We start from the raw sequence: 26,314 nt of genomic DNA on the forward strand, positions 1-26,314 counted from the left end.
GGATGGCAAAATTTCTGAGATCAGAGCTACTATAGAAAAGAATAAAAGAAACGAATAAAACAACTCAGAAGCGAATAAAACAGTTCGATCACGATCGGGCTGTTTTTTTATTCTTTACAAAACGACCTATTAAAGGAATCTAAAATATAGTATAATTATTTAATGAAAAGATATTATTTAGTGGGTTTCGCAGGAAAGTGAGCAGGGAATCTCGTTAGAACGTAAACGAAGATAGGTTTTTGATAAAGCAGAGTGAAAGGGTGAGGGCATGAGACAACAACGAAGACGGGAGCGTCAGAAACACCAGCGGATCATTGTGGGGTTAAGTACAGCGTTGCTGGCAATCATACTTGGAGTGATTTATCTAGTGATTCAAGTGACAAGCATCCCCGAACAGCGTCATACAGCAGAAACGACAAAGGCAACAAAGTCAATACAAGAAACGAGTAGTTCTACCGAAACAATGCCAGCAGTAAAAACCATCACAGTGACGGCTAGTGGCGATATGCTTTATCACACACCTGTTTATTTAAGCGCTCACGATGGAAAGCGTTATGATTTTGACAACGATTTTGAGCAAGTCAAACCGCTGATTGCATCGGCGGACCTTGCTTTAGGTGATTTTGAAGGAACCATCAATCCTAATAAACCGCTTGGCGGTTTTCCCTTATTCAACGCCCCTATCGATGCTGTTGCCAGTATCAAAGACGCGGGCTTTGATGTGATCGATCTTGCCCATAACCATATTTTAGATACAGGGATCGAAGGAATCAAAACAACGGCGGCTGCTTTTCACGACCAAGGCTTGGCAACGATTGGTGTCACGGTCGACAATAGCGGAATCTTGGTCAAAGAAGTCAACGGGATTAAAGTTGCTCTCTTGGCCTATGCCTATGGCTTCAATGGCCTTGAAGAAAGCTTAACTCAAGCAGAGTATGACACCTATTTGAAAGACTTGTCGTTAGATAAAGTGGAAGCAGAGATCAAAGAAGCGGAAAGTTTGGCGGATATCACCATCGTGATGCCTCAGTCTGGTGTCGAGTATTCTTTAGAACCAACGGAAGAACAACAAACTGTTTATCGGAAGATGATCGATTTTGGTGCTGATATTATCTTCGGCGGCCATCCGCATGTAGCAGAACCAACCGAAATCGTCGAAAAGGACGGTGAAAAGAAATTTATCATTTATTCAATGGGAAACTTATTGTCGAATCAACGTTATGAAACCGTCAAAAGCAACTATTGGACCGAACGAGGCGTCATCCCAGAAGTTGAAATCTCCAAAGAAGGGCAGCGGACCTATTTAAGCAAGATTGCCTTGCATCCGACTTGGGTCTCTAAAGAACCGATCCCTGATCGTACCTATTATGATCCAGAATACGGCGTCTTGCAGGCCTTTGATTTTCAAGTCTACCTTGCCGAAGATTATCTGCCAGATGGGCAATATGCTAAAAATGTCCCTGAAGAAAAGCGCCAGCGGATCGAAACCGCCTACCATGAAATGCTGGAGCTGTTGGATTTGAAATGGGAGTAGTGATGAAAATATAAAATGAAAAAGAAGGCAATCTGGCTAACAGGTTGCTTTTTTATTAGCTATCGAAGAGTATGAACCATGAAATGAAAGTCGATCTATTTTTTAAAACATGACACCAGATCACCATTTATGAACAAAAAATGACACCTCAAGCTGATAAAAATAAGTAATAATGTCAACATAAAGTATTCAGAAATCATTTCCAACTCATTTCTGAATAAATAAGAAAGGAAAGTAGGGTGTGTCATGAGAATTATCATATTGACGAAAAACATATCATATGAGATTGATTTGCAGCGGGAGCTGCAGATTTTGAGCTATGAAGTGTTCGTGGGCAGAAGTACCGAAGAGGAGGAATGGTTGATAGAAAGTGCCAAGTTATTTGACTGTTTATTTGTCAGTGAAACAATTGCTGATCCAGAATTTTTATTGCTCAATCAGACATTGGCTCCTTATTATCAACAGCGGATCGTTCGAATCTTGCCAGGGAATGACGAACAAGAAATGATACTGGAAAAAGCGGAAAATGCGACCTATCTTAATCGGTCATTTGTCGAGTTGAGAGAATTTTTGGCGGCTTTGCCACCAAATACTCGCAAGTTAGAAAAGGCATCAGTAACGAAGGAATCGTTCCCTAAATTTCTTAGTCTGCAAGAACAGATCTTTTTCAATAATCTAGCGGAAGAGCAATTTATCAACCGAGAGGACCTTTGCTGGAAAATTTGGGGCAACGGCGGCACGAATTCCCGAAAATCGCAGCTATCGATTTTGGCGAAACGAATCAATGAGAAATTAGATGAATACGACTATACTGAAAAACGCGTCCGTACCGCTTGGGGCAAAGGATATATCTTGCAATAAAAAAGCTAAAAATGGGTTTAACTTTTTATGTCTGACAAATAGGCCTTCAGGTAGATTTGCCTATCTTGTAGAAACGACTCTGTGTTCAAAGCGAGTCGTTTTTTATATAAGTGTATTAGCAATAAATGAAGAAGGTTATGGAAAAATATGATAATGCTTTTTTTTAGTGATAAAATAGAGATAATCAGTAATGGAAAGAAATACTGCGTAAATGAAAAAAGCATTTGTAGAAAATTGATGGAATACCTTTTGGAGGAGGAAATATCGTGAAGCAGGTTGAATGTGTGATATTTGATTTAGATGGAACTTTATTGGATTCAAAAGAATGTAGTGTGAAGGCGACAAAAGCAGCTTTTAAAGAGATGGGACTCAAAGTACCCAGTGAAGTAGTCATTGAACATTATATGGGGATACCGATCGAAGAATCATTTTTTAAAATGTCTGAACAGCCATTAGATCAAGAAACCGCAGCGGAATTGATTCGGATTTTCCGAGCCTATTACCAAACCTATGAAGAAAGTACCTTGAAAGTATTTCAAGAAATTCCCCATGTCTTAGAAATCTTAAATAAACGAAAGGTACCTTGTTTCGTCGTTTCAAGTAAGAAGACAGCGGTCGTCAAACGAAACCTAGCTGCTCAGGACCTTGTGGCGTTCTTTGAAGAGATCATCGGCTCTGATGCGGTGACCCACTACAAACCTCATCCCGAAGGAATCAATAAAGTCGTGGCACACTATCAATTTGACCCGACAAAGACGATCATGGTAGGAGATGCTATTTTTGATATCCAGATGGGAAAAGCCGCGGGTGTCAAAACGATCGCCGTTACGTGGGGCAGCCACGATCCGAAAAAGCTTTCTGAAGAAAACCCAGACGCTTTGGTAGACGCGCCACGTGAAATTTTAGATTTTCTATATGCATGATCCTTTTTTGTGCTCACAGTGTAAGAGGACGTTTTAGCCTCGCTTATATCTTGGCATGATCCAAAAAGAAAGGACAGATTGTCCTTTTACAACATGCAATTTGAGAACTTTGACCAGTGATCGAAACCAGCGATCATTGGTTTTTTGTGCTGTCATGAGAATGAAGGCGCCACAGCATTGGTTAAAAGCATTCATTTCCATTCGTTCTTTTGGTTGATCGTGTAATCATCGGAAAATCACTGCAAATAAATTCCTTTTGATCTTTCTTTTTAGATAAAGCAATGCGGGTACGCTGGATTTTTCTCTCTTATTCCTCTGCTAAAGCAAAAAGGAATTATAAGCTTGTGACAACAAAAAACTATAATGAGAGTAACTGATTTCCTTAGATCATGCATTGGAGGTGAGCGCAGAAAGGGGTGCCACCCAAGCATTTCATGTGATTTGAAATACTAGAAGATAAAGCCTTTGTTTTATGTGAAGGGACGTAAGGGCAACTAACGAGGAAGGAAATCATTACGATCAAACGAGGGATCAATGCTATTATTGAAGAAAAGCCATGGATGGAAAGGAGTGATTCTGTGTTATCAGAAAAAATAAATGACCCGAAGGATTATCTGTCTTATTCAAAGGAAGTATTGTTAAGCGCTGGGGTACTGACAGCCTATCCAAAACTTTTTACTTATTATCAGGAACTTTGTGTTGACTTCGAAGACATTTACTATGATCGAACAAAGAACTTATTTGATACCTTTCGAGCGCTTCTGGCTGTGGACGCACAGATCCAAATTCTACTGGAACTTGTGACCAATACCAAAACTGACCTATGTAAAGAGCTGGGGATGAAGGAAGAGGAAATTATCAGTATGATCAAGCATGACAAACGGTACTATTATCGCGAGCTTACGGGTCATGCAACTAACCAACTACCTAAATGGGGGTTGATTTATTTAAGTGAAGAGTAAGCTACGCAAAGGATAAGTCACCTTAAAAGTATCAAATGAAAGCCATTTGACGATCATCAAGGATTAAGGGCATCGAGAAAAAACGAGAACGTATTTATGTATGAGTCAGTAAAATAGTCTAGCGAGGTTATCTTGTGATTTGTTATACTAATAGCAAGCGGCTGATGGTGGCATCTTGGATTCAGCAAGTAGGTTCATGTGAGCGCTTTATTGATTGGGTTAGGAAAGAGGGAATGAAATGACGAAGAAAATTGTCTTTTTAGATGTAGATGGAACATTGTGCGATGATGCGGGAAACGTACCTGAAAGTGCTCGCCAAGCGATCACAGCGGCACATAAGAAGGGGCATGAATTTTTCTTGTGTACAGGTCGTTCAAAAGCCGAGATCACAGAAGATGTACTGGCACTGCCTTTAAGTGGAATGATTGGTGCCGGCGGCGGTTATTGCGAGGTGCACGATGAGGTGATTTTGCACAAAGTTTTTGAAAAGGAAGCCTTATTAAGACTGATCGATTTCTTAAAAGCAAACCAAATCGAGTATTACTTGGAATCGAATCAAGGATTATTTGCAAGTACCAATTTACGAAATAGGTTGATTGAGATCGTCTTAGCAGGTGAGCCTGTTGAAAGTGAAGCAGGAAAACAACGCATTCAAACTATTCAGTGGTTCCTTGATTTATTGATCGAGGATGAAGCGAAAATCGATTACGATGACGTGAACAAAGTTTCCTTCATCAATCATTCCATTCCTTATGAACAGGTCCATGACCAATACCACGAACAATTCCAAATGATTCGCAGTACGGTACCTGTTTTTGGCAAAGACAGTGGCGAGATCGGCATCAAGAATATCCACAAGAAAACAGCCATCGATTTTCTCTTGAACCATCTAGGGATCGATAACAAAGATACCTTGGCGTTTGGTGACGGCCATAATGATGTCGAAATGTTTGAAGCCGTTGCGACGGGAATTGCGATGGGCAATGCCTGTGAACAGCTATTGGCAGTAGCTGACGAGGTGACGGCTCGACCAGAAGACGGCGGGATTGCACAAGCACTCCAAAAGCACGGTCTGGTGTAACCACTAAGAAGAAAACGTCTGCATAATCGCACAATCCTTTTGTTTTCTAGAGGGATTGATCAGGAGTTGTGCGACGTTGTTAAAGTGACCTGTAAAACCAACGATTGACAAGGAGGCTGAGGTAAATGGAGGAAACGACCTTTTTTTGTTATCTTGAACAAGCTTTGAAAAACCTGAAGGCGACAAAAGCCCTGCGTTTTAATATCGAAGGCGAAGTCAAGCGGCTGATGAAGGTGTACAGTGAGGCAGAAATTTGTGAGAAAGTAAAAGAGGAACCCTTTAAAAAGTAAGAACATTTTCTTATGAAACACAGCGAATAGAACAAACACAAAACCTTGTGAAAGGCACAAAAGCGATCAATGCTTCCTTTCAGGGGGGATACTCAGGTAACTAGTTGTTGTATCAAAAAAGACTGATTTCAATTGTGCTGGGCTCCCCGTCAAGTGGACAATGAAATAGAATAAAATTATTTTAACGACTGTCTACCGAAATTCGGTAGGCAGTTTTTATGTTTTTTACTTTGTTTAACCTCAACTTTGCTCGACTGGCCTCCTTCTTGGTTAAGCGGATTTATTCTATTCGCTTGTCCAAGAAGGGGAGTGATTAAACTGCCATTAATAATTCTTGATGAACTTGGCTCGGTGTTTTGCTCTTCAAACATCGTTGATAGCGACCATTGTTGTAATAGTTCATGTATTTCTCGATCATTTCAACGAGACTTTCTCTACTGATAAACTTTCGCCGATAATATTTTTCTCGCTTAAGCATTCCCCAGAAGCCTTCCATTGGACCATTATCGGTACAACGGGCGACACGAGACATACTCTGCCTCATTTTCGCTTTCTTTAGCTTTGTGCAAAAAACTTTACTTGTATATTGAAATCCGCGATCGCTATGAAATAGCGGATGAGCGGTTGGTTCGGCGGCGACTGCTTGATCGAAGGTATCAAAGACTAATTTATTGTCATTTTTGTCGCTGATGACAAATGAAACAATGTGACGATCGGCGAGATCGAGAATAGCGCTCAAATAGATTTTCTTCACTTCGGCCCCTTCATAATACTTGAATTCACTCACATCTGTTAGCCATTTTTGATTCGGTTGATTCGCATAGAACTTTCGATTCAAATAATTTTTCGCAATATGATACGGAGTCTTGGATGCCTTAGTGATACTATTGCCTGAGTGCTTGATGGTTGATTGGATTTGAAGTTTGCGACAGATTCGAAGAATACGTTTGTCATTCACTTGAAAGCCATAATCATTCACGAGATCTTCACAGATTCTGCGATATCCTTTATCGTTGTCTGCTTCATAAATATAACGAACAAGGTCTGCCAACTGTTCATTCAATACCACTTCAGGCAGTTTGGGATTTTTTAACCAACGATAATAGGCCGATCTTGTGACATGGAGCAGGGTACACATGGTGTTAATTGGATAGCTTTTTGTCGCGTGCAGCTCTTTGATCGATTGGTATTCAAACGTATGACGAACTAATTCAAATCCCGCCTCCTTTCTAACTCGCTGACTTTTTTTAACAGGTCATTTTCCATTTCAAGCAACTTGATCTGTCGTTCTTGTTGAGCCAGTTTATCGCGCATTTCTTCTTCGGGTGTTCTGGCAAGTTTACTTCCCGCTCGTTGCCCTCGACGGTCTTCTAAGCCTTTTTCTCCCATCTCGTCGTATTTCAACACCCAGTTCCGAATTTGTTGGTAAGAGACTTGGTACTGAATTGCGGTTTTCCCATAGTCTCGACCGTTGATAATACAGTCATGAACAATTTTAATTCGTTCATTCAATGTTGTTTTTCTGGATTTACTCATTCTACTTCCACCACTTTCTGATTTGAAGTTTCTATGAGTATTATATATCTTTAACCAGTCTTCTAATTGTTTTTTGTTACGAAGCCCGTATTTCTTGGCGACAGCTCTTAAGCTACCATGTGTTCCAGCTAAATAATCATGGACCGCATTCAGTTTCAACTCTGTTGAGTATGATTGATTCCTTTTTGTAGGGAGTAAACCTGTGGGTCCTTCATTCTCATAAAGAGTGATCCACCTTTCTATCGTACTGAAACTTACTTGTGCTTCTTTGGCCAGGCTGTTTATGCTAGCTTCATTTTTTAAAGCTCTTTCTACAAAAGCTAGCCGTTCTTCTGAACTTAATTTCATTTTTCCTCTAGACATACAAACTCCCCCTATATAAGCCACTTTATATTTCAGTGTCCTATATAGGGGGAGCATATCAATTGAATCAGTCTTTTTCGTTTTTTTCAAGCAGTCAGATAAGCCACTAAAATAGCAAACAGGTCGAACAAGACATGTGTGCCCCAACTAGTCAGGATCGAGTTGCTCTTGATGGCAGCTTGGTTAAATAGAAAGCGCGCCACCCCTTGAATGAAAAGAATATGGACCAAGGTATGGAAAACATTGCCGTTGTCATAAGTGCTGTAATGAACCAAGCCAAAGATGATCGAGGAAAGGATGCTGGCAACTGGCAAGGTACATTTACTAGAAAAGATCGCTAAAAAGAAGATAGAAAAGAGTTCTTCTCCAAATAACATGATTGGAATAACTAGCAGAGTCAACCATTGAAAGCCTTCGTTCACTGGATTTCCGTGAAGATCCCACTTTAGTCCATATTGCAAAACGAGAGAAACGAGGAAGCTGATCAGGATGTTTAAAAGAAAATACTTGCTGATCGTCTTCACTGGCGCGATGGGTTTTCCAAAGAGCTGCTTGACTGCTTCTTTACCGTAAACTAGCCGTAATGCCCAATAGCTGGCAATCGACAATGAGAAGATGCTGACGATGGCAGGGGCATACAAAAGACCGACCAAACCGATACCTGCGAGGACCGTTCCTAGTAAAGCGTTGTTCCATGAGATTTGTTTTCCTATAAGTTTGTTCATTTACTTTTCTCTCCTTATTAAGCTATAGAGCATGTACTATTTAGCTGTTTTCTCTGATTCTTCTGCTGTGTGTTTTTTGTGCCGTAATATAAGCGATAAGTACAACAATGAACGTTTTGGGTGATTTTCATATCATCGCTTCATTTGCGCCAATTCTTTGTACGGTACAAAAGATAGAGTAATCGATAACGAGTTTCTGAAACAAGATGGTCGTATATTTCGGACTTTTTTATGGTTGAGCAACTAAGTGATGGAGGATGCACAAGTACTAAGTTACTTCATTAAGAAAGGAAAACTGACTTCCAGATTCGATGGAATAATCGTCAACAAAGAAACGACATCGCTATGTTCTCTTGAAATCGACTAAAAATTCCAGAATATTCCGAAAAATCCCATTGCTTATTTATGGCAAAACCATTAGTATTATTAGAAAAACTGATGGTGAATCGATGATAAAGCGAGCCTTTAACAGTGAGAAAGCCGAATCAGTGGCATGAAATAGGAGTGATAAGTGTGGAAGAGTTATGGAATGTATTGAAACCAGCCGAACAAGTCGAACTGAAATTAAGAAAATTGTATACGCAGCATCATTTTTCACCTTATCACTCGAACAATTTTGAAGAGTATCGCAACTATCAGCAAAATGATCAGTTCTTGCGTGGTTCTTCCATCATCACGTTTACAGGCACGGATGGCAGGACGATGGCGCTAAAACCCGATGTCACCTTGTCGATTGCCAAAAATACACCTTCTGGAGAAGCGCGCAGAGTGTATTATGTGGAGGATGTCTATCGACAGGATCGTCAAGCAGGGGAATACCAAAAGATCGATCAAATCGGTTTGGAGCTCATTGACCAAATCACATGGGAAGATCAACTGGAGGTTGTAAAACTGGCTTGGGAAAGTTTGGCTCAGGTGGGAAAAGGGACCTTGGATCTGTCTCATATGGGGATTTTGGATGGCATCTGCCAACGCTTCCCCGAAGCGGATCGACAAAAGGTACTGCACTGCCTGCGGGACAAGAGTTCCCATGGCATGGATGCACTGACTGAAAAGGCTGGCTTGTCAGCAACAGAAGCTGAAAAATTGGCGAAACTGGTACGTTTGTCAGGTGATTTTGAAACCAAGTATCAAAAGGCCAAAGAGCTGCTGGCAGAGTATCCCCAAGCACAAGCTGGTTTAGCAGAACTAAAACAACTGTATCAAGCATTGCAAAAAGAACAACTGTCAGCCTCCATTCGGATAAGGCTGGATTTTTCAATTTTAAATGATGCCGATTATTACAGTGGCTTGCTGTTTCAAGGATTCATCGAAGAAGCAAGAGAGACGATTTTATATGGTGGCCGTTATGATCGCTTGATGAGTCGGCAAGGCAAAGAGCAAGGGGCGATCGGGTTTGGTATGAAGCTCAACCATGTAGGGCAAAAGGTGCCGACTGACAACGAAAGTTCAGGCTACTTGAACATTGCGTTACCTAAAGGCCGCATGGGGGATGCCGTATACGATTTATTCACGAAAGCTGGAGTCGCTGCGCAAGGTGTCTTCAAAGACAATCGCCAACTAATTTTTTGTGATGAAGAAAACAAGCTGCGCTTTTTCTTAGTCAAGCCTAGCGATGTGGCGATCTATGTGGAGCACGGAGTGGCGGATATCGGTGTCGTAGGCAAAGATATTTTAATGGAAAGCAAGGCAGAAGTCATCGAATTTCTTGATTTGCATATGGGGGTCTGCCGTTTGGCAGTAGCAGCGCGTACGGATTTCGAGGAAGATTTCTCCTGCCCGCTGCGGGTCTCCACAAAATATCCGCAGATCACCCGCCAGTTTTATCAAGGGTTAGGTCGCTCGGTGGAATTGATCCAACTGCATGGATCGATTGAATTGGCTCCTTTGTTAGGTCTCTCCGATGTGATCGTTGACATCGTCGAAACGGGGACGACACTAAAAGAAAATGATCTAGAAGTGATCCAAGACATCGCGCCGTCTTCAGCGCGTTTAGTGATCAACCACGCCACGTGGCGTTTCAAGCAAGAACGCATTCAAACAGTGATTGAGAAGGTGAGGGAGCAATTATGAGAATTTTTTCGACCCAAAAAGATACAATCAAAACGATTGTGGCAAGGAAACAGTCGGAAACGAAGGATGTTTCAACCGTTGTCGCCCAAATCATTGCCCGTGTTCAGCAGCAAGGAGATCAGGCGTTGTTTCAATTAATTGAAGAAATCGATCAAGTGAGCTTGTCTTCCTTAACCGTCAGTCTTGAGGAGGTTGAAACGGCTGTCCAAGCCGTCTCCCCTGAGCTGCTTGAGGTGATGGAACAGGCGAAAGAAAACATTTTGGCATTTCATCAAAAGCAAGTCCAGCAAGGCTTTGTCTTAACGAAGGAAAATGGCGTTGTGATGGGACAGCGGGTCTTGCCACTAGCAAAAGTCGGGGTCTACGTTCCTGGCGGCACAGCAGCTTATCCTAGTACGGTTTTGATGGATGTCCTGCCAGCAAAAATCGCCGGGGTCAAAAAAATCGTTATGATCACACCGACGGACAGCCAAGGAAAAGTTCCAGCTGCTATCTTAGCGGCAGCTTCCGTTGTTGGAGTGGATGAAATCTACAAAGTCGGTGGTGCCCATGGCGTAGCGGCATTGGCTTATGGGACAGAAACGATTCCCAAAGTCGACAAAATCGTGGGACCAGGAAATATTTATGTCGCCACAGCGAAAAAAATGGTGTACGGCGAAGTTGATATCGATATGATCGCAGGGCCCAGCGATGTGCTGATCATCGCCGATGCCAGCGCAAATCCGCGCTGGCGGGCAGCGGATCTTTTGGCACAAGCCGAGCATGATATCTTAGCGCAAGCCATCTTAGTCACAACAGAAGCAGCCTTGATTGAACAAGTCCAAGTAGAGCTTGACTTGCAACTGAAGCAACTGCCCCGCAAAGACATTGCTGCTGCAGCGCTTGAATCTAGCGGAAAGCTGATTCTGGTCAATGATTTGACTGAAGCACTTACCATTGCCAATCAAATCGCCCCAGAACACCTTGAATTAGCAGTGGCAGATCCTTTTGCTTTGTTGGGACAAGTAGAAAATGCGGGTAGTGTTTTTTTAGGACATCATACACCAGAAGTGCTGGGAGATTATTTTGCTGGACCAAATCATACCCTACCAACAGAAGGGACCGCCCATTTTTACTCGCCGTTATCAGTGGATGATTTTATTAAGAAAAGCAGCTACTTGTATTACCCAGAAGCAGCCATGAAGGCGGCTGGTCCAGCCGTAGCGTTGTTCGCAGAAACCGAAGACTTGATCGGCCATGCCCGTTCGATCAATGTACGAAGAGAGGGAGAAAAATGACCTTTTTACATCAAAAGTATCACAAGCTGACTCCTTATACACCAGGGGAACAAGTAGACGAGCAAGCCGTTATTAAACTGAACACCAATGAAAGTCCTTATCCGCCAGCGCCAAGTGTTCAAGCGGCGGTTGCCGATGCCGCCCACAAGCTGAATCGTTACTCGGATATTGCTGCTGAAGTGGTGACAACCCCTCTGGCTGCCTATCTTGGCGTTAAACCAGCCCAGCTGTTTCTCGGTAATGGCAGTGACGAAGTCTTGTCCTATCTCTTTCAAGGCTTCACGGAAAACGGCATCGCCTTTCCCGATGTGACCTATGGGTTTTATCAAGTGTATGGTGCCTTGTACCAAGTCGCTGCCACCGTTGTTCCGCTGCAAGAAGATTTCTCGATTGCGTTAACGGACTACGATTCGCTCAAAGGGACCGTTATTTTTGCCAATCCCAATGCGCCGACTGGGGTTTATCAAGAACAAAGCGAAATTTGTGCCTTTCTAAAACGGCATCCCGATCGCTTAGTGATTGTCGATGAGGCCTATATCGATTTTGGCGGCTCTTCAATGGTTTCTTTGATCGATCAATACCCAAATCTCTTGGTCGTGGGGACGTTTTCGAAATCTCGGCAGCTGGCAGGGGCACGCCTAGGCTTTGCGGTTGCCAATGAAGGACTGATCCAAGACTTGAATCGGTTGAAATTTAGCTTGAATCCTTACAATGTCAATAGTTTGACCCAAGCCGCTGGTGCAGCCGTTTTGCAAGAACAAGCGTATGTCGATGAGAAGATCCAAGCAACGATCCACGTGCGTGAGTGGAGCAAGCAAGCCCTAGCGAAACTCGGCTTTGAGCAGACCGACAGCCAAGGAAATTTTTTGTTTGCAAGGCACCCTGCGATTGCTGGTGAAGAGTTGTATCAGGCACTGAAAGAGCAGAAAATCTTCGTCCGCTGGTTTAATCAGCCCCGCATCAAAGAGTATTTACGGATCACGGTAGGAACGAGGGCCCAGATGGAACGATTGATGACGGTGTTAACAACGATCATAGAAGAGGTGAAGGAATGAGAAAAGCAGAAGTTACCCGCAATACGACTGAAACCAAGATCCACCTGCAGTTGACGATCGATGGTGCTGGTCAGCAATCAATCAAGACTGGTGTGGGTTTTTTAGACCACATGCTGGAATTATTTGTCCGCCACGGTCGCTTTGATTTGACGTTGGTCTGTGATGGTGATACAGAAGTAGATGCCCATCACACAACAGAAGACGTAGCCATCGCCATTGGCCGAGCGTTTTCAGAAAGTCTTGTGGAGCGACGAGGCATCAAACGCTATGGCAGTATGCTGCTGCCGATGGACGAAGCCTTAGTCATGACAGCGATCGATATTAGCGGTCGTGGCATGGCAGTCGTAGAGTTGGCGATACCGAGCGAAAAAATCGGGCAGCAGTTTGATACAGAATTGGTTGAAGAATTTTTCATTGCTTTTGCCCGTGAATTAGGTGCTACGATCCATCTCCATCAAATCGCTGGGAAAAACAGCCACCACATTGTGGAAGCTTGTTTTAAAGGCTTTGGGCGTGCCTTAGGTGAAGCAGTAGCGATCAATCAAGCAGCCCCAGATGAGATCCCTTCAACCAAAGGGACGATCCAGTGATTCATGAGGGAAAAATGATTACGTATCTTCCACACAGATGGATGAGATAAGGAAAGGGGCGTATTATGTTAGCAATCATCGACTATGGGGTCGGCAATTTGTTCAGCTTGTCTCGTTCGCTGGATTATTTGGGTGTTGACTGCCAAATCACGCGTTCACTAGCAGAATTAAAAGCTGCCGACCGCATTCTTTTACCTGGCGTAGGCGCTTTTGGCGATGCCCGCCAAAAGTTGGCAGAGTTGTCGCTGATCGAACCGATCCAAGAATTGGCAGCAGCTGGCAAACCCTTTTTAGGCATTTGTTTAGGGATGCAGCTGTTGTTTGATAGTAGTGAGGAGTTTGGCACACATGCGGGGCTCGGTTTGATTCCAGGACGGATCGTTTCCATGCAAAGCGCCTTTGAAGAAGCCAAACTGAATCTGAAAGTGCCGCAGATTGGTTGGAATCGGCTGACTGTCAGAAAGGAAAGTCCTCTAGTCAGCGGGCTAGGGGAACAAGACTTTGTCTACTATGTCCACAGTTATTTTGCTACTGATTGCCAAGAGTATGTCATAGCAGACAGTGACTATGGTCTAGCAATTCCCGGTATCGTGCAAAAAGACAATGTCTTCGGTACTCAGTTCCACCCAGAAAAAAGTGGGGCTGTCGGGTTGAAGATTTTAAAAGCATTTACGGAGGTGCCGCTATGAAAATTTTTCCAGCAATTGATCTGTTAGATCAAAAAGTGGTCCGTTTGTACCAAGGAGACTATGAGCAAAAAGAAGTGTTTGGGGATGATCCAGTGGCATTTGCTCGTTCATTTGAAGAAGAAGGTGCCAACTATCTGCACCTCGTCGACTTAGATGGTGCCAAAGCTGGCAAACTCCATTACTTTGATGTCGCAAAAAAAATCGTCCAGCAAACCAATCTGTTTGTCGAAGTTGGCGGCGGGATTCGTGAGGAAGAAACGATCCAGCATTGTTTGGCAGCAGGCGTTCATCGGGTGATCCTCGGCACGATTGCCCAGAAAGACCCAGCATTCACAAAAGCGATGCTTAAGAAATACGGCAATAAGATCGCGATTGGGGTCGATGCCAAGGAAGAAAAAGTGGCCGTGGAAGGCTGGCTCGAGAAAACGGCAACAGACGCGTTTACTTTTTGCCAACAATTGGTGGAATGGGGCGCGCAAACGATCATCTTTACCGAAATCTCACGTGACGGTACAGGAGAAGGCATCAATCTGCCGCTATACGAAAAACTCAATCAATTGGATTGCGACATCGTGGCTTCTGGCGGCGTGGCTTCATTGGCAGATATTAAAGGATTAAAACAGTTGGGCATCTCTGGCGTGATCGTTGGGAAATCCTTATATAACGGCAGTCTCCAATTGGCGGATGTCTTAGCAGCAGGGGAGGCAGAAGCATGATCGCCAAACGAATCATTCCTTGCCTTGATGTGCGAGATGGGCGAGTCGTGAAAGGGGTCAATTTTGCTGGCTTAAAAGATGTCAATGATCCAGTGACTTTGGCGCGCTTTTACAATGAACAAGGCGCCGATGAGCTGGTTTTTTATGACATTACTGCTTCTGCAGAAGAACGCGGCTTATTCACGGACATTTTGCAGCGCGTGGCGTCAGAAGTGTTTATTCCTTTGACGGTGGGCGGTGGCATCAATCAAGTAGCAGATTTTGAACGAGTCTTAAACTGTGGCGCCGACAAAGTCAGCGTCAATTCGGGGGCACTTCGCAGACCAGAGTTGATTGCAGAAGGCGCGAAACGCTATGGCAGCCAGTGCGTTGTTTTATCCGTTGATGTTCGCCGTGTCGGTGAGAACTGGCATGTGTTTGCCAAAGGCGGACGGGAAGATACAGGCTTAGAAGCATTGGCGTGGATTCGCCAAGCTGAGCAGTTAGGTGCTGGTGAACTAGTCATCAACAGCATGGATACCGATGGCGTGAAGCAGGGGTTTGATTTAGACTTGCTGAAAGCTGTCAGCGAAATCACCAAATTACCGATCGTCGCATCGGGTGGTGCTGGCAAAAGTGCCGATTTTATCGAGCTGTTTCAATTGCCAAATATTGAAGCAGGGTTGGCGGCCTCGATTTTTCACTATGGCGAGGTAAAAATCCCAGAACTGAAAAAACAATTACAGGCCGTCGATATTCCCGTACGAATCGTATAGCGTTGGCGTTTTGATAGGCAATAGAAGGAGTGGATAACATGGTGCAAGTACGATTTGATGAACAAGGATTGGTTCCAGTGATCGTGCAGGATGTGGAAACGAATGAAGTTTTGACCTTGGCTTATATGAACCAAGAAAGTTTGACCTTGACCTTGAAAGACCGATTGATGACCTTTTATTCCCGCAGTCGCCAAGAATTGTGGCGCAAAGGAGAAACCAGCGGCAATTACCAGCATTTAGTATCATTGACCGCAGATTGCGATCAAGATGCTTTAGTCGCTAAAGTAAAAAAAGACGGACCTGCTTGCCATACAGGCACAGAAAGCTGCTTTACAGAGGTGCTTTATGGTACAGAATCCTCTCCGACCATCGATGCGTTGTATGAGCTGATAAAAGGTCGTAAAGATACGCCGCAAGAAGGCAGCTATACCAGCTACTTGTTTGAAAAAGGCAGTGAGAAAATCTTAAAAAAAATCGGCGAGGAAGCAACCGAGGTCGTGATTGGGGCGATGAAGGAAGACCGCCAAGAAACCGTTTATGAGATTGCTGATTTGGCGTATCATACATTGGTTTTAATGGCAGAAATGGGGATTGATTTAGCGGCTATTCGCCAAGAGCTTGCCAAGCGTCATGTTGTGGATAAGAAAGTCAAACAAGAACGGATGCAATAACGGTCAGGGGTTTTCAGTAGAAAGAAAGCAACTGACGATAAAAAAAGAAGCCCTTCAGCCATTGTTTGAAGGGCTTCGCAACCGTGGCGATAAAGTTGATCTGCTGGTACTTTGAGTGAGCACACAAACTGGCTATTTGTTTTCCAACTCTTCGATCAATTCTTTCATTTCTTTGATTTCTTTTTCCTGTGCGTCAATGATTTTTTCTGCAAGTTCTTTTACTCTTGGATCAGACAAATCGGCATTTTTACTGGTTAGAATCGCAATCGAATGATGGGGAATCATGGCTTTCATCCAGGCCGTATCTCCCACGGCGGTTTGGCTTCTGACCATAAACAGTGAACCAAAAAAGAGTACAACACTGACAACTAAAATTCCGATATTCATTTTCTTGTTGTCATACATCTTCCACATAAATAACAGCATGATGATCGCCATCATCGCGCCCATCATTAGTGCCATAAATAGGCGGGTTTGGCTGAAAAAGATATGATCGAGGGCGTAGACATTGAAATACATCATACAAAACATAATCACCGTCGATACCCCAATCATTACCAAAAATTTCCCGTATTTCTTCATTTCTTTCCTCTCCTTTTTGTGTACAAAATAAAAATAATAAAGCAATCCAAAACATCATCGGAACAGATGCTTTTTTTCGTTTATTGTTTTGTTAGAATAAATTTACTCCCTAAATCAAGTATAGCGGAGGAAGTAGAATGAGAGAAGCGATATACATTTGAACGAAAACAAATGGGTTCTTAGAGTAAAAAAGCGAAAACGGGATTACTCGTCTAGGTTTATTTGTTATAATCAACCTAAGAAATGGATGGTGTATAGAATGAATCACAATGATCGCTTGACGCGTTTACGCTATGCTTTGGATATCAAGGATACCGACATGGTGAAAATTTTTGAACTTGGCGGCGCTTCTTTCACAAAAGAAGAAGTAAGACAATTATTGAAGAAAAAAGATCCTGAGACCTACGAGATTGAGTGTACCAATGAAGCCTTTGAGCGTTTCTTAAATGGTTTGATTCGCTCGCAACGAGGAACAAAGCCAGATGCTGCAGAACCTGTCCTAGAGTTGAACAATGGCAATGTAAATAATTTGATGCTGAAGAAAATAAAAATCGCCCTTTCCCTAACAACAGATGAAATGCTGGACATTTTCGAGCAAGCGGGAGTTAAAGTTTCAAAAGGTGAATTAGGCGCCATTTTACGAAAAGAAGGCCATCGCAATTACAAACCATGTTTAGACAAATATGCCCGCAACTTTTTAAAAGGATTGACGATCGAGTATCGGGATAACTAGTAAAAAATCAATAATAGGCTGAACTTACAATGGGCCGCCCAAAGAGATGCATGTTATGTGTCTCTTTTTTTGTGTGTAAATTAAAAAAAACAATTTAAATCAGTGATTATAACGCTAACTGAGGCCAAGCTTGGAGCATGAAGGAGCAGGTGAAGTGAGCGATCTGTTTGCTTGAATAACCTGTTTGTTAAAACCTGACAAGTTTGGTCATTTCTGATACAAATGTTGACGTGTTCAGAATGATGAACCATGTAATACTATCAAAATGAACAGGGGTATCCTGTGTCTAAAGATTGTAATTAACAAGTCGTCACCATCATCAGAAGGGGAAGTTTGTCGATAGGTGAAAGATAGGAAAGCGTATCGTATTTAAACGAATATAAAAGGAGAATGTTATGAAAAGGAAATTTTGGGGCTATTTGTCATTGGCGATCTTGTTAAGTCAGCCTGTGTTGGCACCTTTGGCACAAGTTATGGCTGAGGAACAGGAAACCATTCCATCAAACAAAGAAATCAAGACATTAGGAACATTAGAAAAAGTGGAGGAGACTACTGAAACAGTCGATTCTTCTCGTATAAAAGAAGAAATCAACGGTGACACCACAAGTAACTCAGAATCGCAAGAAGTGGTTAATGATGATGAGAAAAGTGGCTCGACGGAAAGTACAGAAAAAAACCTCCCTGATTCAAGTAAAGACACAGCTAGCTCGGCAACTGAATCATCAGCGGAAATGAAAGAGGCATTCTCTAATCGAAGCGTTTCATTAGACGCTTGGATGCCGGATAAGAATTTGCAAAATGAGGTAGCGAAAGGGCTAAACAAAACAGTTGATACGATCACTCAAGAAGATATGGTGAATCTAAAACAGTTAGATTTTTCTTCTTTAGTCAAAGACACAGTAGTCGATTTTACTGGTTTAGAATACGCTAGCAACTTGCAAGCGTTATACACGACGTCTATTATTGCTACGAATGTTCCCCAAATCACTATGGCGGAAAATGCAACATTGTTTACCCGTCCTAATGTACTAGCACACGTTCTTCCAAAAGGATCTTTTTCAAATATCCACATAGGAAATTATGATGCCTATTTGACAGCCCAAGAATTAATTGGGGTTGGTCAATATCTTAGTGGATGGGTAACAGATTATCTGACGGTCTATGCAAGTAGCATGACGGATTTTTCTAAGTTAGAGCTATCTCCAGAACACCATCAAAATTCCCAACTATCTATTATGACTCAGGAGAAAATACTATTAGAGCCAATGCTAGTAAAAGATGGCCAATCTGATGTTCTTTATAAAGACCGTATGATGGTTGATACCCAAGGAAATGCGTTGCTCTCTTCTTTGTCCAACAAAAAGTATTCTTATTCGATTCGGGGGATAGATAAAAATGGCTATATCTTTCCCTTATATGAAAATGATGGGTTTGAACTGACTGAAGAAGGGATTCAATTTAAAAATATTCCCGCCAATGTTGACTATTTGTCAATCACTTCTCTGGTTCCTAATCGTTTATCCACCGAGAGAGCTGCTAGTACAGGTACCATTCAATATTTAGTGAATTATCAAGTACCTGTGAAGTATGTGAATACTGCAGAAGATGTTACGGTCAAGTATCTTGACGAAAACGGACAGACGCTTGCACCAAATGTCACTTTATTAGGGTATGTAGGCGACCCCTTTACTACGGAAGAAAAGGATATCTCAGGCTATACACTGAAAGAGATCCAAGGGGATAGGATAGGGACCTTCAGTGATGTCGCGCAAGAAGTCGTTTATGTCTATGAACGTAGTGATGCAGCGCCAGTTACCGTGAAGTATGAAGATACAGAAGGCAATGAATTGGCAGCACCAACCGTAATGAATGGCAAAATAAGTCTGCCCTATACAAGCGAAGCCAAAACGATCCCAGGCTGGTTTGTAGCTCAAACGCCAAGCAATGCTAATGGGACCTATAGTGAAACAGCTCAAGAAGTGGTTTATGTCTATGAACGTAGTGATGCAGCGCCAGTTACGGTTAAGTATGAAGATAAAGAAGGGAATCAACTATCTGCACCGACAGTATTAAGTGGGAAAGTAGGGTTACCCTATACAAGTGAAGCCAAAGCAATCAACGGCTGGTACGTATCCCAAATGCCAACTAATGCCAACGGGACTTACAGCGAAACGGAACAAGAAGTGGTTTATGTCTATGAGCGTAGTAATGCGGCACCAGTGACGGTCAAGTATGAAGATAAAGAAGGGAATCAACTATCTGCACCGACAATATTGAACGGCAAAGTAGGTTTGCCATATGAAAGTGAAGCCAAAGCAATCAATGGGTGGTACGTTTCTCAAACACCAACTAACGCCAACGGCACTTACAGTGAAAATGAGCAAGAAGTAATTTATGTCTATGAACGTAGCGATGCAGCGCCAGTTACTGTGAAGTATGAAGATACAGAGGGGAATCAACTATCCGCCCCGACAGTATTGAGTGGCAAAATAGGGTTGCCATATGAAAGTGAAGCCAAAGCGATCCCAGGCTGGTTTGTAGCTCAAACGCCAAGCAATGCTACAGGTACATTTAGCGAAACGGCACAAGAAGTAATTTATGTCTATGAACGTAGCGATGCAGCGCCAGTTACTGTCAAGTATGAAGATACAGAAGGGAATCAACTATCTGCACCGACGGTATTAAGTGGCAAAATAGGTCTGCCATATACAAGTGAAGCTAAAGCAATCAATGGCTGGTACGTTTCTCAAACACCAACTAACGCTAACGGGACTTACAGCGAAACGGTACAAGAAGTCGTTTATGTCTATGAGCGTAGTGATGCAGCGCCAGTTACTGTGAAGTATGAAGATACAGAAGGCAATGAATTGGCAGCACCAACCGTAATGAATGGCAAAATAGGGTTACCATATGAAAGTGAAGCCAAAGCGATCCCAGGCTGGTTTGTAGCTCAAACGCCAAGCAATGCTACAGGTACATTTAGCGAAACGGCACAAGAAGTCATTTATGTCTATGAACGTAGTGATGCAGCGCCAGTGACGGTCAAGTATGAAGATACAGAAGGGAATCAACTATCTGCACCGACGGTATTGAGTGGCAAAATAGGTTTACCTTATACAAGTAAAGCTAAAGCCATCCCAGGCTGGTACGTTTCCCAAATGCCAACTAACGCTAATGGGACTTATAGTGAAAATGCGCAAGAAGTTACCTATGTTTATGAACGTAGTGATGCAGCACTGGTTATCGTAAGATATGAAGACATGGAAGGAAATCAATTAGCTGAACCAACGATCCTTAATGGAAAAGTTGGCTTGTCTTATGAAAGCAACGCCAAAGAAATATCTGGCTGGCGGGTTTCAAAGACGCCTAAAAATGCAAAAGGTACCTTCAGTGATGCCGTCCAAGAAGTTATTTATGTTTACAGTGCTGATAAAGAGAATGAACCGGGAGAAGATTCAGGAAAAGATACACCAGAATCAGAAAACAAGACGCCGGACGAAGAGAACGGGAATAGCTCAGGAAATAACAGCAAGCAAACAAACACACAAACCAAATCAAAAAATAAGTTGCCTGCAACAGGAGAACAACTTACAGGTCAACGAATCATGGGCTTTTTGGGAGTCATCACTGTTCTGTTTTCTTTCGTAGTAATTTTGAGACGAAAAAGAAAAACTGAAAATTAAAAGCTTTTCAATAGAGAGGAAAGAGTATCCAGAATTGATTGTTTTCTGGATACTCTTTGTTTAACCCTATTTAAATATGAGCGAGAATATAGGTTTTTATCAGTTATCTTTCGAATGTTACGTTCTTGAATTCATCATTCAAGCCATCACGATAGGCAATAGTCAAGACTAATTTTCCTGTTGTTTTGTCATAGTCTTCCACGTTTAGTTCTAGAGAGAAGTTCTTAACATTGGCATCAATATAAGAAACAATTTCTTTTTCTTCCTCACCGATTTTTATCGAAAGTGTGCTTTCTCCTAATAAATTCGCCTCCTCCAGAACTGTTTTGGCTGAGCGTATTTCAGGCTGATAGAAGACAGTGTTTGTTTGAGTTAAATAGATTCTACTTATTCGCAACGGAACTGTGATCTTTCCAAAGTCATTTGAGACAACGATCCCAGGTTTATTACTAGGGGAGACAAAGACAGCGAGACTTATTAAAATTGGAACGAGAATACTAGCAACACTTGACCATACTATTTTTTTTGATATTTTCATTGATTTCAGTTCATTCAGCGAAGCATGAACACCTGTCCCCCCATTCTTTTTAATTAATGTAAGAAGTTAGCTTGATTATGGCGAAGATACTTTAAAAATAACTGTACTAATTTTCAACTTTATATAAGCGTAATTGATAGAAAGTAAAAGCTTTTGGAATTGTTGAAATGCTCAAAGGCTACCTAACTCTTCGATTGTAAATACTCCTAAAAACCGACTCTCTTATTATCGTAGCAAAATATACGGTTTTTTACTTTTATTATTATAAAATAATTTTTTGATAAATAGCATTTTGGACTGTTTTGTCGTCTTAAACTAGCTGTTAGAAAGAGCAATGTTCTCCAGACGTAGTAACTCGTAGTTCTAAGTAGTTGTAGCCATGATTTTGCTTATCCTAAATGATTCAGAAGGTGATAGTTTCAGAGACAGCTTCTTATAAAATGAAATAAGTAGTCAATGAATACACACTGAATGAAAATAGATCGTGAAAGGAGTATAATTACCTTAAAAATAAAGTTAAGAGGTATTATTATGTATAAATTTCTTTTAACTAAATTAGACCAAGATGTTTATGAATTGTTTGCGCATTTTTTTGAGCAGGCTGTGGAGCGTGAAAAACTAAATGTTCTTGCTGAAAAGACAAACTTATCAAAACGACGAATCGTCTTAGTTTTTGAGCGAGCACTCGATTTGCAAACGGCGTATCCTTATTTTGAGATTGCGTTGCATGAAGGTAGAGAGATGACGCTTTATTTTGCGCCGAATTTTCTTTTGTCTAAGCTTTATTCGGTCATGCTAGAAGAAAGCATGCCATTTCAAATTTTAGACAGACTCTTTAGTGATATGTATGTGTCGCTGGAAGAAACCGCCCAACAACATTATGTCAGCAATCGCACGGTTCAAAGAAAACTAAAGGAAGTAGAAACGATTCTTGAAAATTATCACATTCGATTGAGCCTAAAAAGAAAACCGCTTTTTGTGGGCGAAGAATACCGCATTCGGCATTTTTTCCACATCATGTATTGGCAGATCTATGATGCAACGAACGTGCGTTATAGTGGATTGACGAAACAAAGTGTCAGTACATTGAAGAAAAAGTTGACAAGTTATCCCAGTTTTTATCGCGGGATTGATCAGGAGAAATTTGTTCAATTGTTGGCGTTAAGTATTTATCGTTTTAAAAGAGGCTTTCCTGTAAAAGAGATTCCTCAAGAGATGAGGGAGATGAGGCATCTGACGATTTCCTTTGAAGAATTTAAAGAAGAGCTGATCAAGCCATTGCTAAGAGACAATTTGATTCTAAATGGGCTTCCAGAAACAGAATTTCTCTTCTTGTATTATATGTTTTCTGTCATGACGACGTACTTACCTGAAGAGATTCCTAGTCAGTTAACAATTGGGGATCATTTTTCTCCACGAGCAATCGCTGCAGCAAGGCTATTTGCGGAAAACGCTCAGAAAGTTTTTCTCGTTTCTGAAAGCAATATTGATTATCTGTTGGTCAATGCCTTGAATATTCATTCGGTTTCGCTTCTTTTTGCATCGAAAAATAAGATCGATGCCTTTGGAAAAAGCACCACGGACAAAGATTATCGCCGTGTCTTTCCTAAGATTTTTCCGTTTGTTCAGGAGATGTACGAATCGTTAGCGCAACAATCACCAATTTTTTCAACCATGTATGAAGCGAACAATCGCTTGCTTTTTCAATATAGTATGCTTCTTTCTCTGGTAGCGAAAATTGATCGTTCTACGGTTCGTATTTTTCACGAATCAAAATTCGGAAAAATCCAAGAAATCAGACAAAAGGAACGATTGAAGCGCTGGTTTGGGTACACACTTTCATTTGTTTCCGAAAATCCCGATTTTGTCGTGACAGATTATCCCGTCAATCGGCAAGCTTTTATTGACCAAAATCCCAACGTCCAATTTTTTAAATGGAATAGTTTTCCAACGGGGGATCGCTGGCTTGAACTGATTGAAGCAGTTGAAAAGTTCCAGAATGAGTTTAGTCAAAAACATACGTAAAACTGTGGATTTCACAGTATGAAAAAAAGGAGGATTCTCAAAACCAGAGAATCCTCCCTTTTTTTAGTAGGAAGCGAAAAGTTTTGCACAGCGTTTCTCAGATTTCCTATGTAGTTTGTCAATCGCTCAATCGGCTATTGGGCTTGTTTACTTTTATGAAACTAAAATTGATACGATCCAACCCGAAGGTATCTAACAGGACTTTATTTGCTTCTAACAAACAAATGATTGGCGTCTCCTTTCCTAAAAAATATGTAATAATGCAGGCATAAAGATCTCGGTCAACAGAAACGTTTTACGAAAAAGCGAAGGTAAGAAAGAGTGTTCGAATCCTCTATTTAACGTAATGCTAGTGATTTCAGCCTAAAGGTCGATTTCCTTTCAATATTTCCATAGAGTACGCATCGACGTATTCGTTCCAACGATAAACACATAAACAGGATTTTACATAAGATTCACCAATCAATAGAACAGGAGGACTAAAGATGGAGTCAGCATTTAAGATCCATTCAATGGAAGAATATTTAAACTTCTACATGGAAGAAACGGAGCGGCTTTTTTTCAAGGAAGAGTTTCCAGAACTCAAAGAAAAGATTCTTGCCAATTGCTTCGAAATCAAACGAGCGATCCAAGAAATCAATCACGAAAACTTTTTTGAACAGTATGCGAGAATCAATACATTAGAAGCAGAGATTTTGATTATTTTGGAATGCAGTGAATTGCGGGGGAGTGACAATGTGGTCCCTTTTGCTGAGGCAGAAATTTTGCAAGTGGCGAAACAAGATAGCAAAACCTATTTTAAAGAAAGATGTGGGCTGACATTGATCGCGCCTACGCCCCATTCATTGCATTTTTCCGTGGAGTAGTTGAAGTAACAACAAAGATCATTCGTGAGGAAAAAGTGTTATAGGAAGTTTGAAAGGAGCCTTTCATTAAGGTTTGTGCAGGAGTAATTGTTTTACCAAAAGAAAAGGCTGCAGTTTTTTTATGCAACTTTGGAGGCATTGTGGAAAAAAGCTGTACCTTTGATATAAATTCATTCAACAAATAATTGGAGGTCACAGATGAATGCAATAGAAAAGAGGATCCAGTTTATTGTCGAAGCTGACAAGCTTAAAGCCATCCTTAGACAATCGACACTGATCTATGATAGAAACCAACGGGAAAATGATGCAGAGCACACCTGGCATTTGACATTATGTGCACTATTGCTTGCAGAACATATCGCAACCGAAGGGCAAGTGGATTTGTTGCGAGTACTCAAAATGTTAATTATTCATGATATGGTAGAAATCGAAGCAGGTGATACCTATTGTTATGATGAAGCTGGGTACCTGGATAAAGTACAGCGAGAACGGGAAGCAGCTACAAGTTTATTTTCTACATTACCGAGAGAACAATATGATGAATTTATGGATTTGTGGGAAGAGTTTGAGGAGATGGCAACCGTAGAAGCAAAATATGCAGCGGCAATCGATAGGTTACAGCCTGTCTTGCAGATATACTACTATGACGGGAATACCTGGTTAGAAAATAACATTGAAGTTGAACGCGAATTAAAACGAAACGAGGTCATCAAAGAAATTATGCCAGAAGTTTGGGACTATGTTAGAAAACTTATAGATGATGCCGTAAATAAAGGTTGGCTGAAGCAATAAAGCAAAAATCAATAAGCTGCTAAACATGAGCCGAAGTAGAAGAGCATCATCAAAATGAACACCAAATGTACTAGAAGAGAAGGAATGGTTATGAGTATCGGGGAAGTAGGGTATATTTTTACAAAGTATTTTATCGTAACAGTGTCTATTCTTACATCAATATATACAAGATCGTCAAAAAGCATTTAGATGAAGCGGAAACAATCGTGATTGCGACCGACAGCGACCGAGAAGGTGAAGCAATCGCCCGCTTGATTATCAACCTTTCGGGAAATAGCCGGAAAACCATTAAACGTTTATGGATCAACTCGCTTGAAACTAGCGAAATCAAAAAAGGATTTCAAAATCTGAAGGACGGACAGGCGTTTTATTCCCCTTACAAAGAAGCAGAAACCCGACAAATCGCTGATTGGCTGGTAGGAATCAATCTCACCCGTCTTTACACGCTTTATATGCAGAAAAACGGCATGAGAGGCGTGTTTAGCGTTGGACGCGTCCAAACCCCGACTTTGTTCTTGATTTACCAACGCAACGAAGAAATCAAACATGCATTGGCACTTAAACTCTTATTACTGGAGTTAAATTCATATGATTTTTAATCTGCAAAAAAGTTTATAGCACCGTCGCTTATACCAGAAAATATAACAAACGCCGCATTGTTTTTTGTGCACTTTAATAATCTATTCAACTAAGGAATTAAGCTGGCTGTCAAGAGAGTAATATCGTATCGAATCTCAGGTGGAAATTTTCTGCGGTATCTTTTTTGACTGAAATGACATTAGTGTTTTTTGGGGATTGTGTATGTAAGTATTTTTTAAAATCATTTTAACAAGTTTTGGACAAAAATTCTCATGAAAAAACAGAATTTAAATAGCATGATAAATTAGAGAAGATAGTTTAATGTGCTTATAGGAACACCCCACTTTTACAGTCACAATCAATAACCTTGCTACTTTCTTTCGAAATTGATAAGATTCTAAAGGATTGACAACGC

24 protein-coding genes and 1 pseudogene are annotated in these 26,314 nt (G+C 41.5%); 20 read left to right on the forward strand and 5 right to left on the reverse strand.

Going from position 1 to position 26,314, the window contains the following annotated elements:
* The first annotated feature begins 268 nt into the window (after positions 1–268).
* From QN079_RS03370 to QN079_RS03395, 6 genes are all read left to right on the forward strand, one after another.
* Positions 269–1,534, forward strand: coding sequence for a CapA family protein (locus QN079_RS03370; RefSeq protein ID WP_289230385.1), 1,266 nt, complete (start codon positions 269–271; stop codon positions 1,532–1,534).
* A gap of 246 nt (positions 1,535–1,780) precedes the next feature.
* Entirely contained in the window at positions 1,781–2,395 is a 615-nt protein-coding gene (locus QN079_RS03375) for a helix-turn-helix domain-containing protein (protein WP_118214663.1), read from the forward strand.
* Positions 2,396–2,661: 266 nt separating this feature from the next.
* Positions 2,662–3,318 (forward strand): HAD family hydrolase, encoded by a 657-nt coding sequence (locus QN079_RS03380; RefSeq protein ID WP_118214664.1) that lies wholly within the window; start codon positions 2,662–2,664, stop codon positions 3,316–3,318.
* A gap of 578 nt (positions 3,319–3,896) precedes the next feature.
* On the forward strand, positions 3,897–4,280 hold the full coding sequence (locus QN079_RS03385; protein ID WP_390890343.1) for a DUF7006 family protein: 384 nt from the start codon (positions 3,897–3,899) through the stop codon (positions 4,278–4,280).
* Positions 4,281–4,518: 238 nt separating this feature from the next.
* Positions 4,519–5,361 (forward strand): Cof-type HAD-IIB family hydrolase, encoded by an 843-nt coding sequence (locus QN079_RS03390; protein WP_142423632.1) that lies wholly within the window; start codon positions 4,519–4,521, stop codon positions 5,359–5,361.
* Positions 5,362–5,486: 125 nt separating this feature from the next.
* Positions 5,487–5,651: a hypothetical protein gene (locus tag QN079_RS03395; protein ID WP_182454429.1), complete on the forward strand. Its 165-nt coding sequence runs from the start codon at positions 5,487–5,489 to the stop codon at positions 5,649–5,651.
* A 313-nt stretch (positions 5,652–5,964) separates the two neighbouring features.
* Here the strand turns inward: QN079_RS03395 and QN079_RS03400 are convergent, their stop codons facing one another.
* The 3 genes from QN079_RS03400 to QN079_RS03410 form a co-directional block, all read right to left on the reverse strand.
* Complete coding sequence (locus tag QN079_RS03400; RefSeq protein WP_353957179.1) at positions 5,965–6,831, reverse strand: IS3 family transposase; 867 nt, start codon at positions 6,829–6,831, stop codon at positions 5,965–5,967.
* A gap of 26 nt (positions 6,832–6,857) precedes the next feature.
* Positions 6,858–7,550, reverse strand: coding sequence for a helix-turn-helix domain-containing protein (locus QN079_RS03405; RefSeq protein WP_289230386.1), 693 nt, complete (start codon positions 7,548–7,550; stop codon positions 6,858–6,860).
* Positions 7,551–7,636: 86 nt separating this feature from the next.
* Positions 7,637–8,275, reverse strand: coding sequence for a CPBP family glutamic-type intramembrane protease (locus tag QN079_RS03410; RefSeq protein ID WP_289230387.1), 639 nt, complete (start codon positions 8,273–8,275; stop codon positions 7,637–7,639).
* A 513-nt stretch (positions 8,276–8,788) separates the two neighbouring features.
* On the opposite strand from QN079_RS03410, the gene hisG reads away from it, so the two are divergent.
* The 8 genes from hisG (at position 8,789) to hisIE (ending at position 16,101) form a co-directional block, all read left to right on the forward strand.
* A complete protein-coding gene (gene hisG / locus QN079_RS03415; RefSeq protein WP_118214667.1) occupies positions 8,789–10,348 on the forward strand; it encodes an ATP phosphoribosyltransferase in 1,560 nt (519 codons plus the stop codon).
* Complete coding sequence (hisD, locus tag QN079_RS03420; protein WP_289230388.1) at positions 10,345–11,625, forward strand: histidinol dehydrogenase; 1,281 nt, start codon at positions 10,345–10,347, stop codon at positions 11,623–11,625. Before hisG ends, hisD begins: the two co-directional genes overlap by 4 nt.
* Positions 11,622–12,680 (forward strand): histidinol-phosphate transaminase, encoded by a 1,059-nt coding sequence (gene hisC / locus QN079_RS03425; protein ID WP_060792981.1) that lies wholly within the window; start codon positions 11,622–11,624, stop codon positions 12,678–12,680. Before hisD ends, hisC begins: the two co-directional genes overlap by 4 nt.
* On the forward strand, positions 12,677–13,270 hold the full coding sequence (gene hisB / locus QN079_RS03430; protein ID WP_118214669.1) for an imidazoleglycerol-phosphate dehydratase HisB: 594 nt from the start codon (positions 12,677–12,679) through the stop codon (positions 13,268–13,270). Before hisC ends, hisB begins: the two co-directional genes overlap by 4 nt.
* Before the next feature lie 65 nt (positions 13,271–13,335).
* A complete protein-coding gene (hisH, locus tag QN079_RS03435; protein WP_060792980.1) occupies positions 13,336–13,959 on the forward strand; it encodes an imidazole glycerol phosphate synthase subunit HisH in 624 nt (207 codons plus the stop codon).
* The gene (gene hisA, locus QN079_RS03440) at positions 13,956–14,675 is read left to right on the forward strand and encodes a 1-(5-phosphoribosyl)-5-[(5-phosphoribosylamino)methylideneamino]imidazole-4-carboxamide isomerase (RefSeq protein ID WP_015509107.1); all 720 of its coding nucleotides are present in this window, start codon (positions 13,956–13,958) and stop codon (positions 14,673–14,675) included. Before hisH ends, hisA begins: the two co-directional genes overlap by 4 nt.
* Positions 14,672–15,430 carry an imidazole glycerol phosphate synthase subunit HisF gene (gene hisF, locus QN079_RS03445; protein ID WP_005225205.1) on the forward strand — a complete coding sequence of 253 codons (759 nt, stop codon included), beginning with the start codon at positions 14,672–14,674 and terminating at the stop codon, positions 15,428–15,430. Before hisA ends, hisF begins: the two co-directional genes overlap by 4 nt.
* Positions 15,431–15,468: 38 nt before the next feature.
* Complete coding sequence (hisIE, locus tag QN079_RS03450) at positions 15,469–16,101, forward strand: bifunctional phosphoribosyl-AMP cyclohydrolase/phosphoribosyl-ATP diphosphatase HisIE (RefSeq protein ID WP_010747556.1); 633 nt, start codon at positions 15,469–15,471, stop codon at positions 16,099–16,101.
* Between the two features lie 132 nt (positions 16,102–16,233).
* Here hisIE and QN079_RS03455 read toward each other — a convergent pair whose 3' ends face one another.
* Entirely contained in the window at positions 16,234–16,683 is a 450-nt protein-coding gene (locus tag QN079_RS03455) for a DUF305 domain-containing protein (protein WP_005225207.1), read from the reverse strand.
* A gap of 259 nt (positions 16,684–16,942) precedes the next feature.
* Between QN079_RS03455 and QN079_RS03460 the strand changes: the two genes are divergently transcribed.
* Positions 16,943–17,416, forward strand: coding sequence for a YehS family protein (locus QN079_RS03460; protein WP_010747557.1), 474 nt, complete (start codon positions 16,943–16,945; stop codon positions 17,414–17,416).
* 395 nt (positions 17,417–17,811) lie between these two features.
* Positions 17,812–21,099, forward strand: a complete 3,288-nt coding sequence (locus QN079_RS03465) for a MucBP domain-containing protein (RefSeq protein WP_118214670.1) — start codon at positions 17,812–17,814, stop codon at positions 21,097–21,099.
* Between the two features lie 103 nt (positions 21,100–21,202).
* Here the strand turns inward: QN079_RS03465 and QN079_RS03470 are convergent, their stop codons facing one another.
* Entirely contained in the window at positions 21,203–21,637 is a 435-nt protein-coding gene (locus QN079_RS03470; protein ID WP_005225210.1) for a hypothetical protein, read from the reverse strand.
* Between the two features lie 531 nt (positions 21,638–22,168).
* On the opposite strand from QN079_RS03470, the gene QN079_RS03475 reads away from it, so the two are divergent.
* The 4 genes and pseudogenes from QN079_RS03475 to QN079_RS03490 form a co-directional block, all read left to right on the forward strand.
* The gene (locus tag QN079_RS03475) at positions 22,169–23,662 is read left to right on the forward strand and encodes a helix-turn-helix domain-containing protein (RefSeq protein WP_118214671.1); all 1,494 of its coding nucleotides are present in this window, start codon (positions 22,169–22,171) and stop codon (positions 23,660–23,662) included.
* A gap of 485 nt (positions 23,663–24,147) precedes the next feature.
* Positions 24,148–24,528, forward strand: a complete 381-nt coding sequence (locus QN079_RS03480; RefSeq protein ID WP_005225213.1) for a DUF7006 family protein — start codon at positions 24,148–24,150, stop codon at positions 24,526–24,528.
* Positions 24,529–24,726: 198 nt separating this feature from the next.
* Positions 24,727–25,320, forward strand: coding sequence for an HD domain-containing protein (locus QN079_RS03485; RefSeq protein WP_142423635.1), 594 nt, complete (start codon positions 24,727–24,729; stop codon positions 25,318–25,320).
* A gap of 206 nt (positions 25,321–25,526) precedes the next feature.
* Positions 25,527–25,868 (forward strand): annotated as a pseudogene (locus QN079_RS03490) (DNA topoisomerase); the annotation flags it as partial.
* Positions 25,869–26,314: the final 446 nt, after the last annotated feature.

Source organism: Enterococcus sp. FZMF (genome assembly GCF_030263915.1).
GTDB classification, from domain to species: domain Bacteria; phylum Bacillota; class Bacilli; order Lactobacillales; family Enterococcaceae; genus Enterococcus_D; species Enterococcus_D casseliflavus.

Coding starts and splice junctions, on each gene's coding strand:
- QN079_RS03370 (WP_289230385.1), top strand. CDS start 269: ATGAGACAACAACGAAGACGGGAGCGTCAGAAACACCAGCGGATCATT.
- QN079_RS03375 (WP_118214663.1), top strand. CDS start 1,781: ATGAGAATTATCATATTGACGAAAAACATATCATATGAGATTGATTTG.
- QN079_RS03390 (WP_142423632.1), top strand. CDS start 4,519: ATGACGAAGAAAATTGTCTTTTTAGATGTAGATGGAACATTGTGCGAT.
- QN079_RS03395 (WP_182454429.1), top strand. CDS start 5,487: ATGGAGGAAACGACCTTTTTTTGTTATCTTGAACAAGCTTTGAAAAAC.
- QN079_RS03405 (WP_289230386.1), bottom strand. CDS start 7,550: ATGTCTAGAGGAAAAATGAAATTAAGTTCAGAAGAACGGCTAGCTTTT.
- QN079_RS03410 (WP_289230387.1), bottom strand. CDS start 8,275: ATGAACAAACTTATAGGAAAACAAATCTCATGGAACAACGCTTTACTA.
- hisD (WP_289230388.1), top strand. CDS start 10,345: ATGAGAATTTTTTCGACCCAAAAAGATACAATCAAAACGATTGTGGCA.
- hisC (WP_060792981.1), top strand. CDS start 11,622: ATGACCTTTTTACATCAAAAGTATCACAAGCTGACTCCTTATACACCA.
- hisB (WP_118214669.1), top strand. CDS start 12,677: ATGAGAAAAGCAGAAGTTACCCGCAATACGACTGAAACCAAGATCCAC.
- hisH (WP_060792980.1), top strand. CDS start 13,336: ATGTTAGCAATCATCGACTATGGGGTCGGCAATTTGTTCAGCTTGTCT.
- hisA (WP_015509107.1), top strand. CDS start 13,956: ATGAAAATTTTTCCAGCAATTGATCTGTTAGATCAAAAAGTGGTCCGT.
- hisF (WP_005225205.1), top strand. CDS start 14,672: ATGATCGCCAAACGAATCATTCCTTGCCTTGATGTGCGAGATGGGCGA.
- hisIE (WP_010747556.1), top strand. CDS start 15,469: ATGGTGCAAGTACGATTTGATGAACAAGGATTGGTTCCAGTGATCGTG.
- QN079_RS03455 (WP_005225207.1), bottom strand. CDS start 16,683: ATGAAGAAATACGGGAAATTTTTGGTAATGATTGGGGTATCGACGGTG.
- QN079_RS03460 (WP_010747557.1), top strand. CDS start 16,943: ATGAATCACAATGATCGCTTGACGCGTTTACGCTATGCTTTGGATATC.
- QN079_RS03465 (WP_118214670.1), top strand. CDS start 17,812: ATGAAAAGGAAATTTTGGGGCTATTTGTCATTGGCGATCTTGTTAAGT.
- QN079_RS03470 (WP_005225210.1), bottom strand. CDS start 21,637: ATGAAAATATCAAAAAAAATAGTATGGTCAAGTGTTGCTAGTATTCTC.
- QN079_RS03475 (WP_118214671.1), top strand. CDS start 22,169: ATGTATAAATTTCTTTTAACTAAATTAGACCAAGATGTTTATGAATTG.
- QN079_RS03480 (WP_005225213.1), top strand. CDS start 24,148: ATGGAGTCAGCATTTAAGATCCATTCAATGGAAGAATATTTAAACTTC.
- QN079_RS03485 (WP_142423635.1), top strand. CDS start 24,727: ATGAATGCAATAGAAAAGAGGATCCAGTTTATTGTCGAAGCTGACAAG.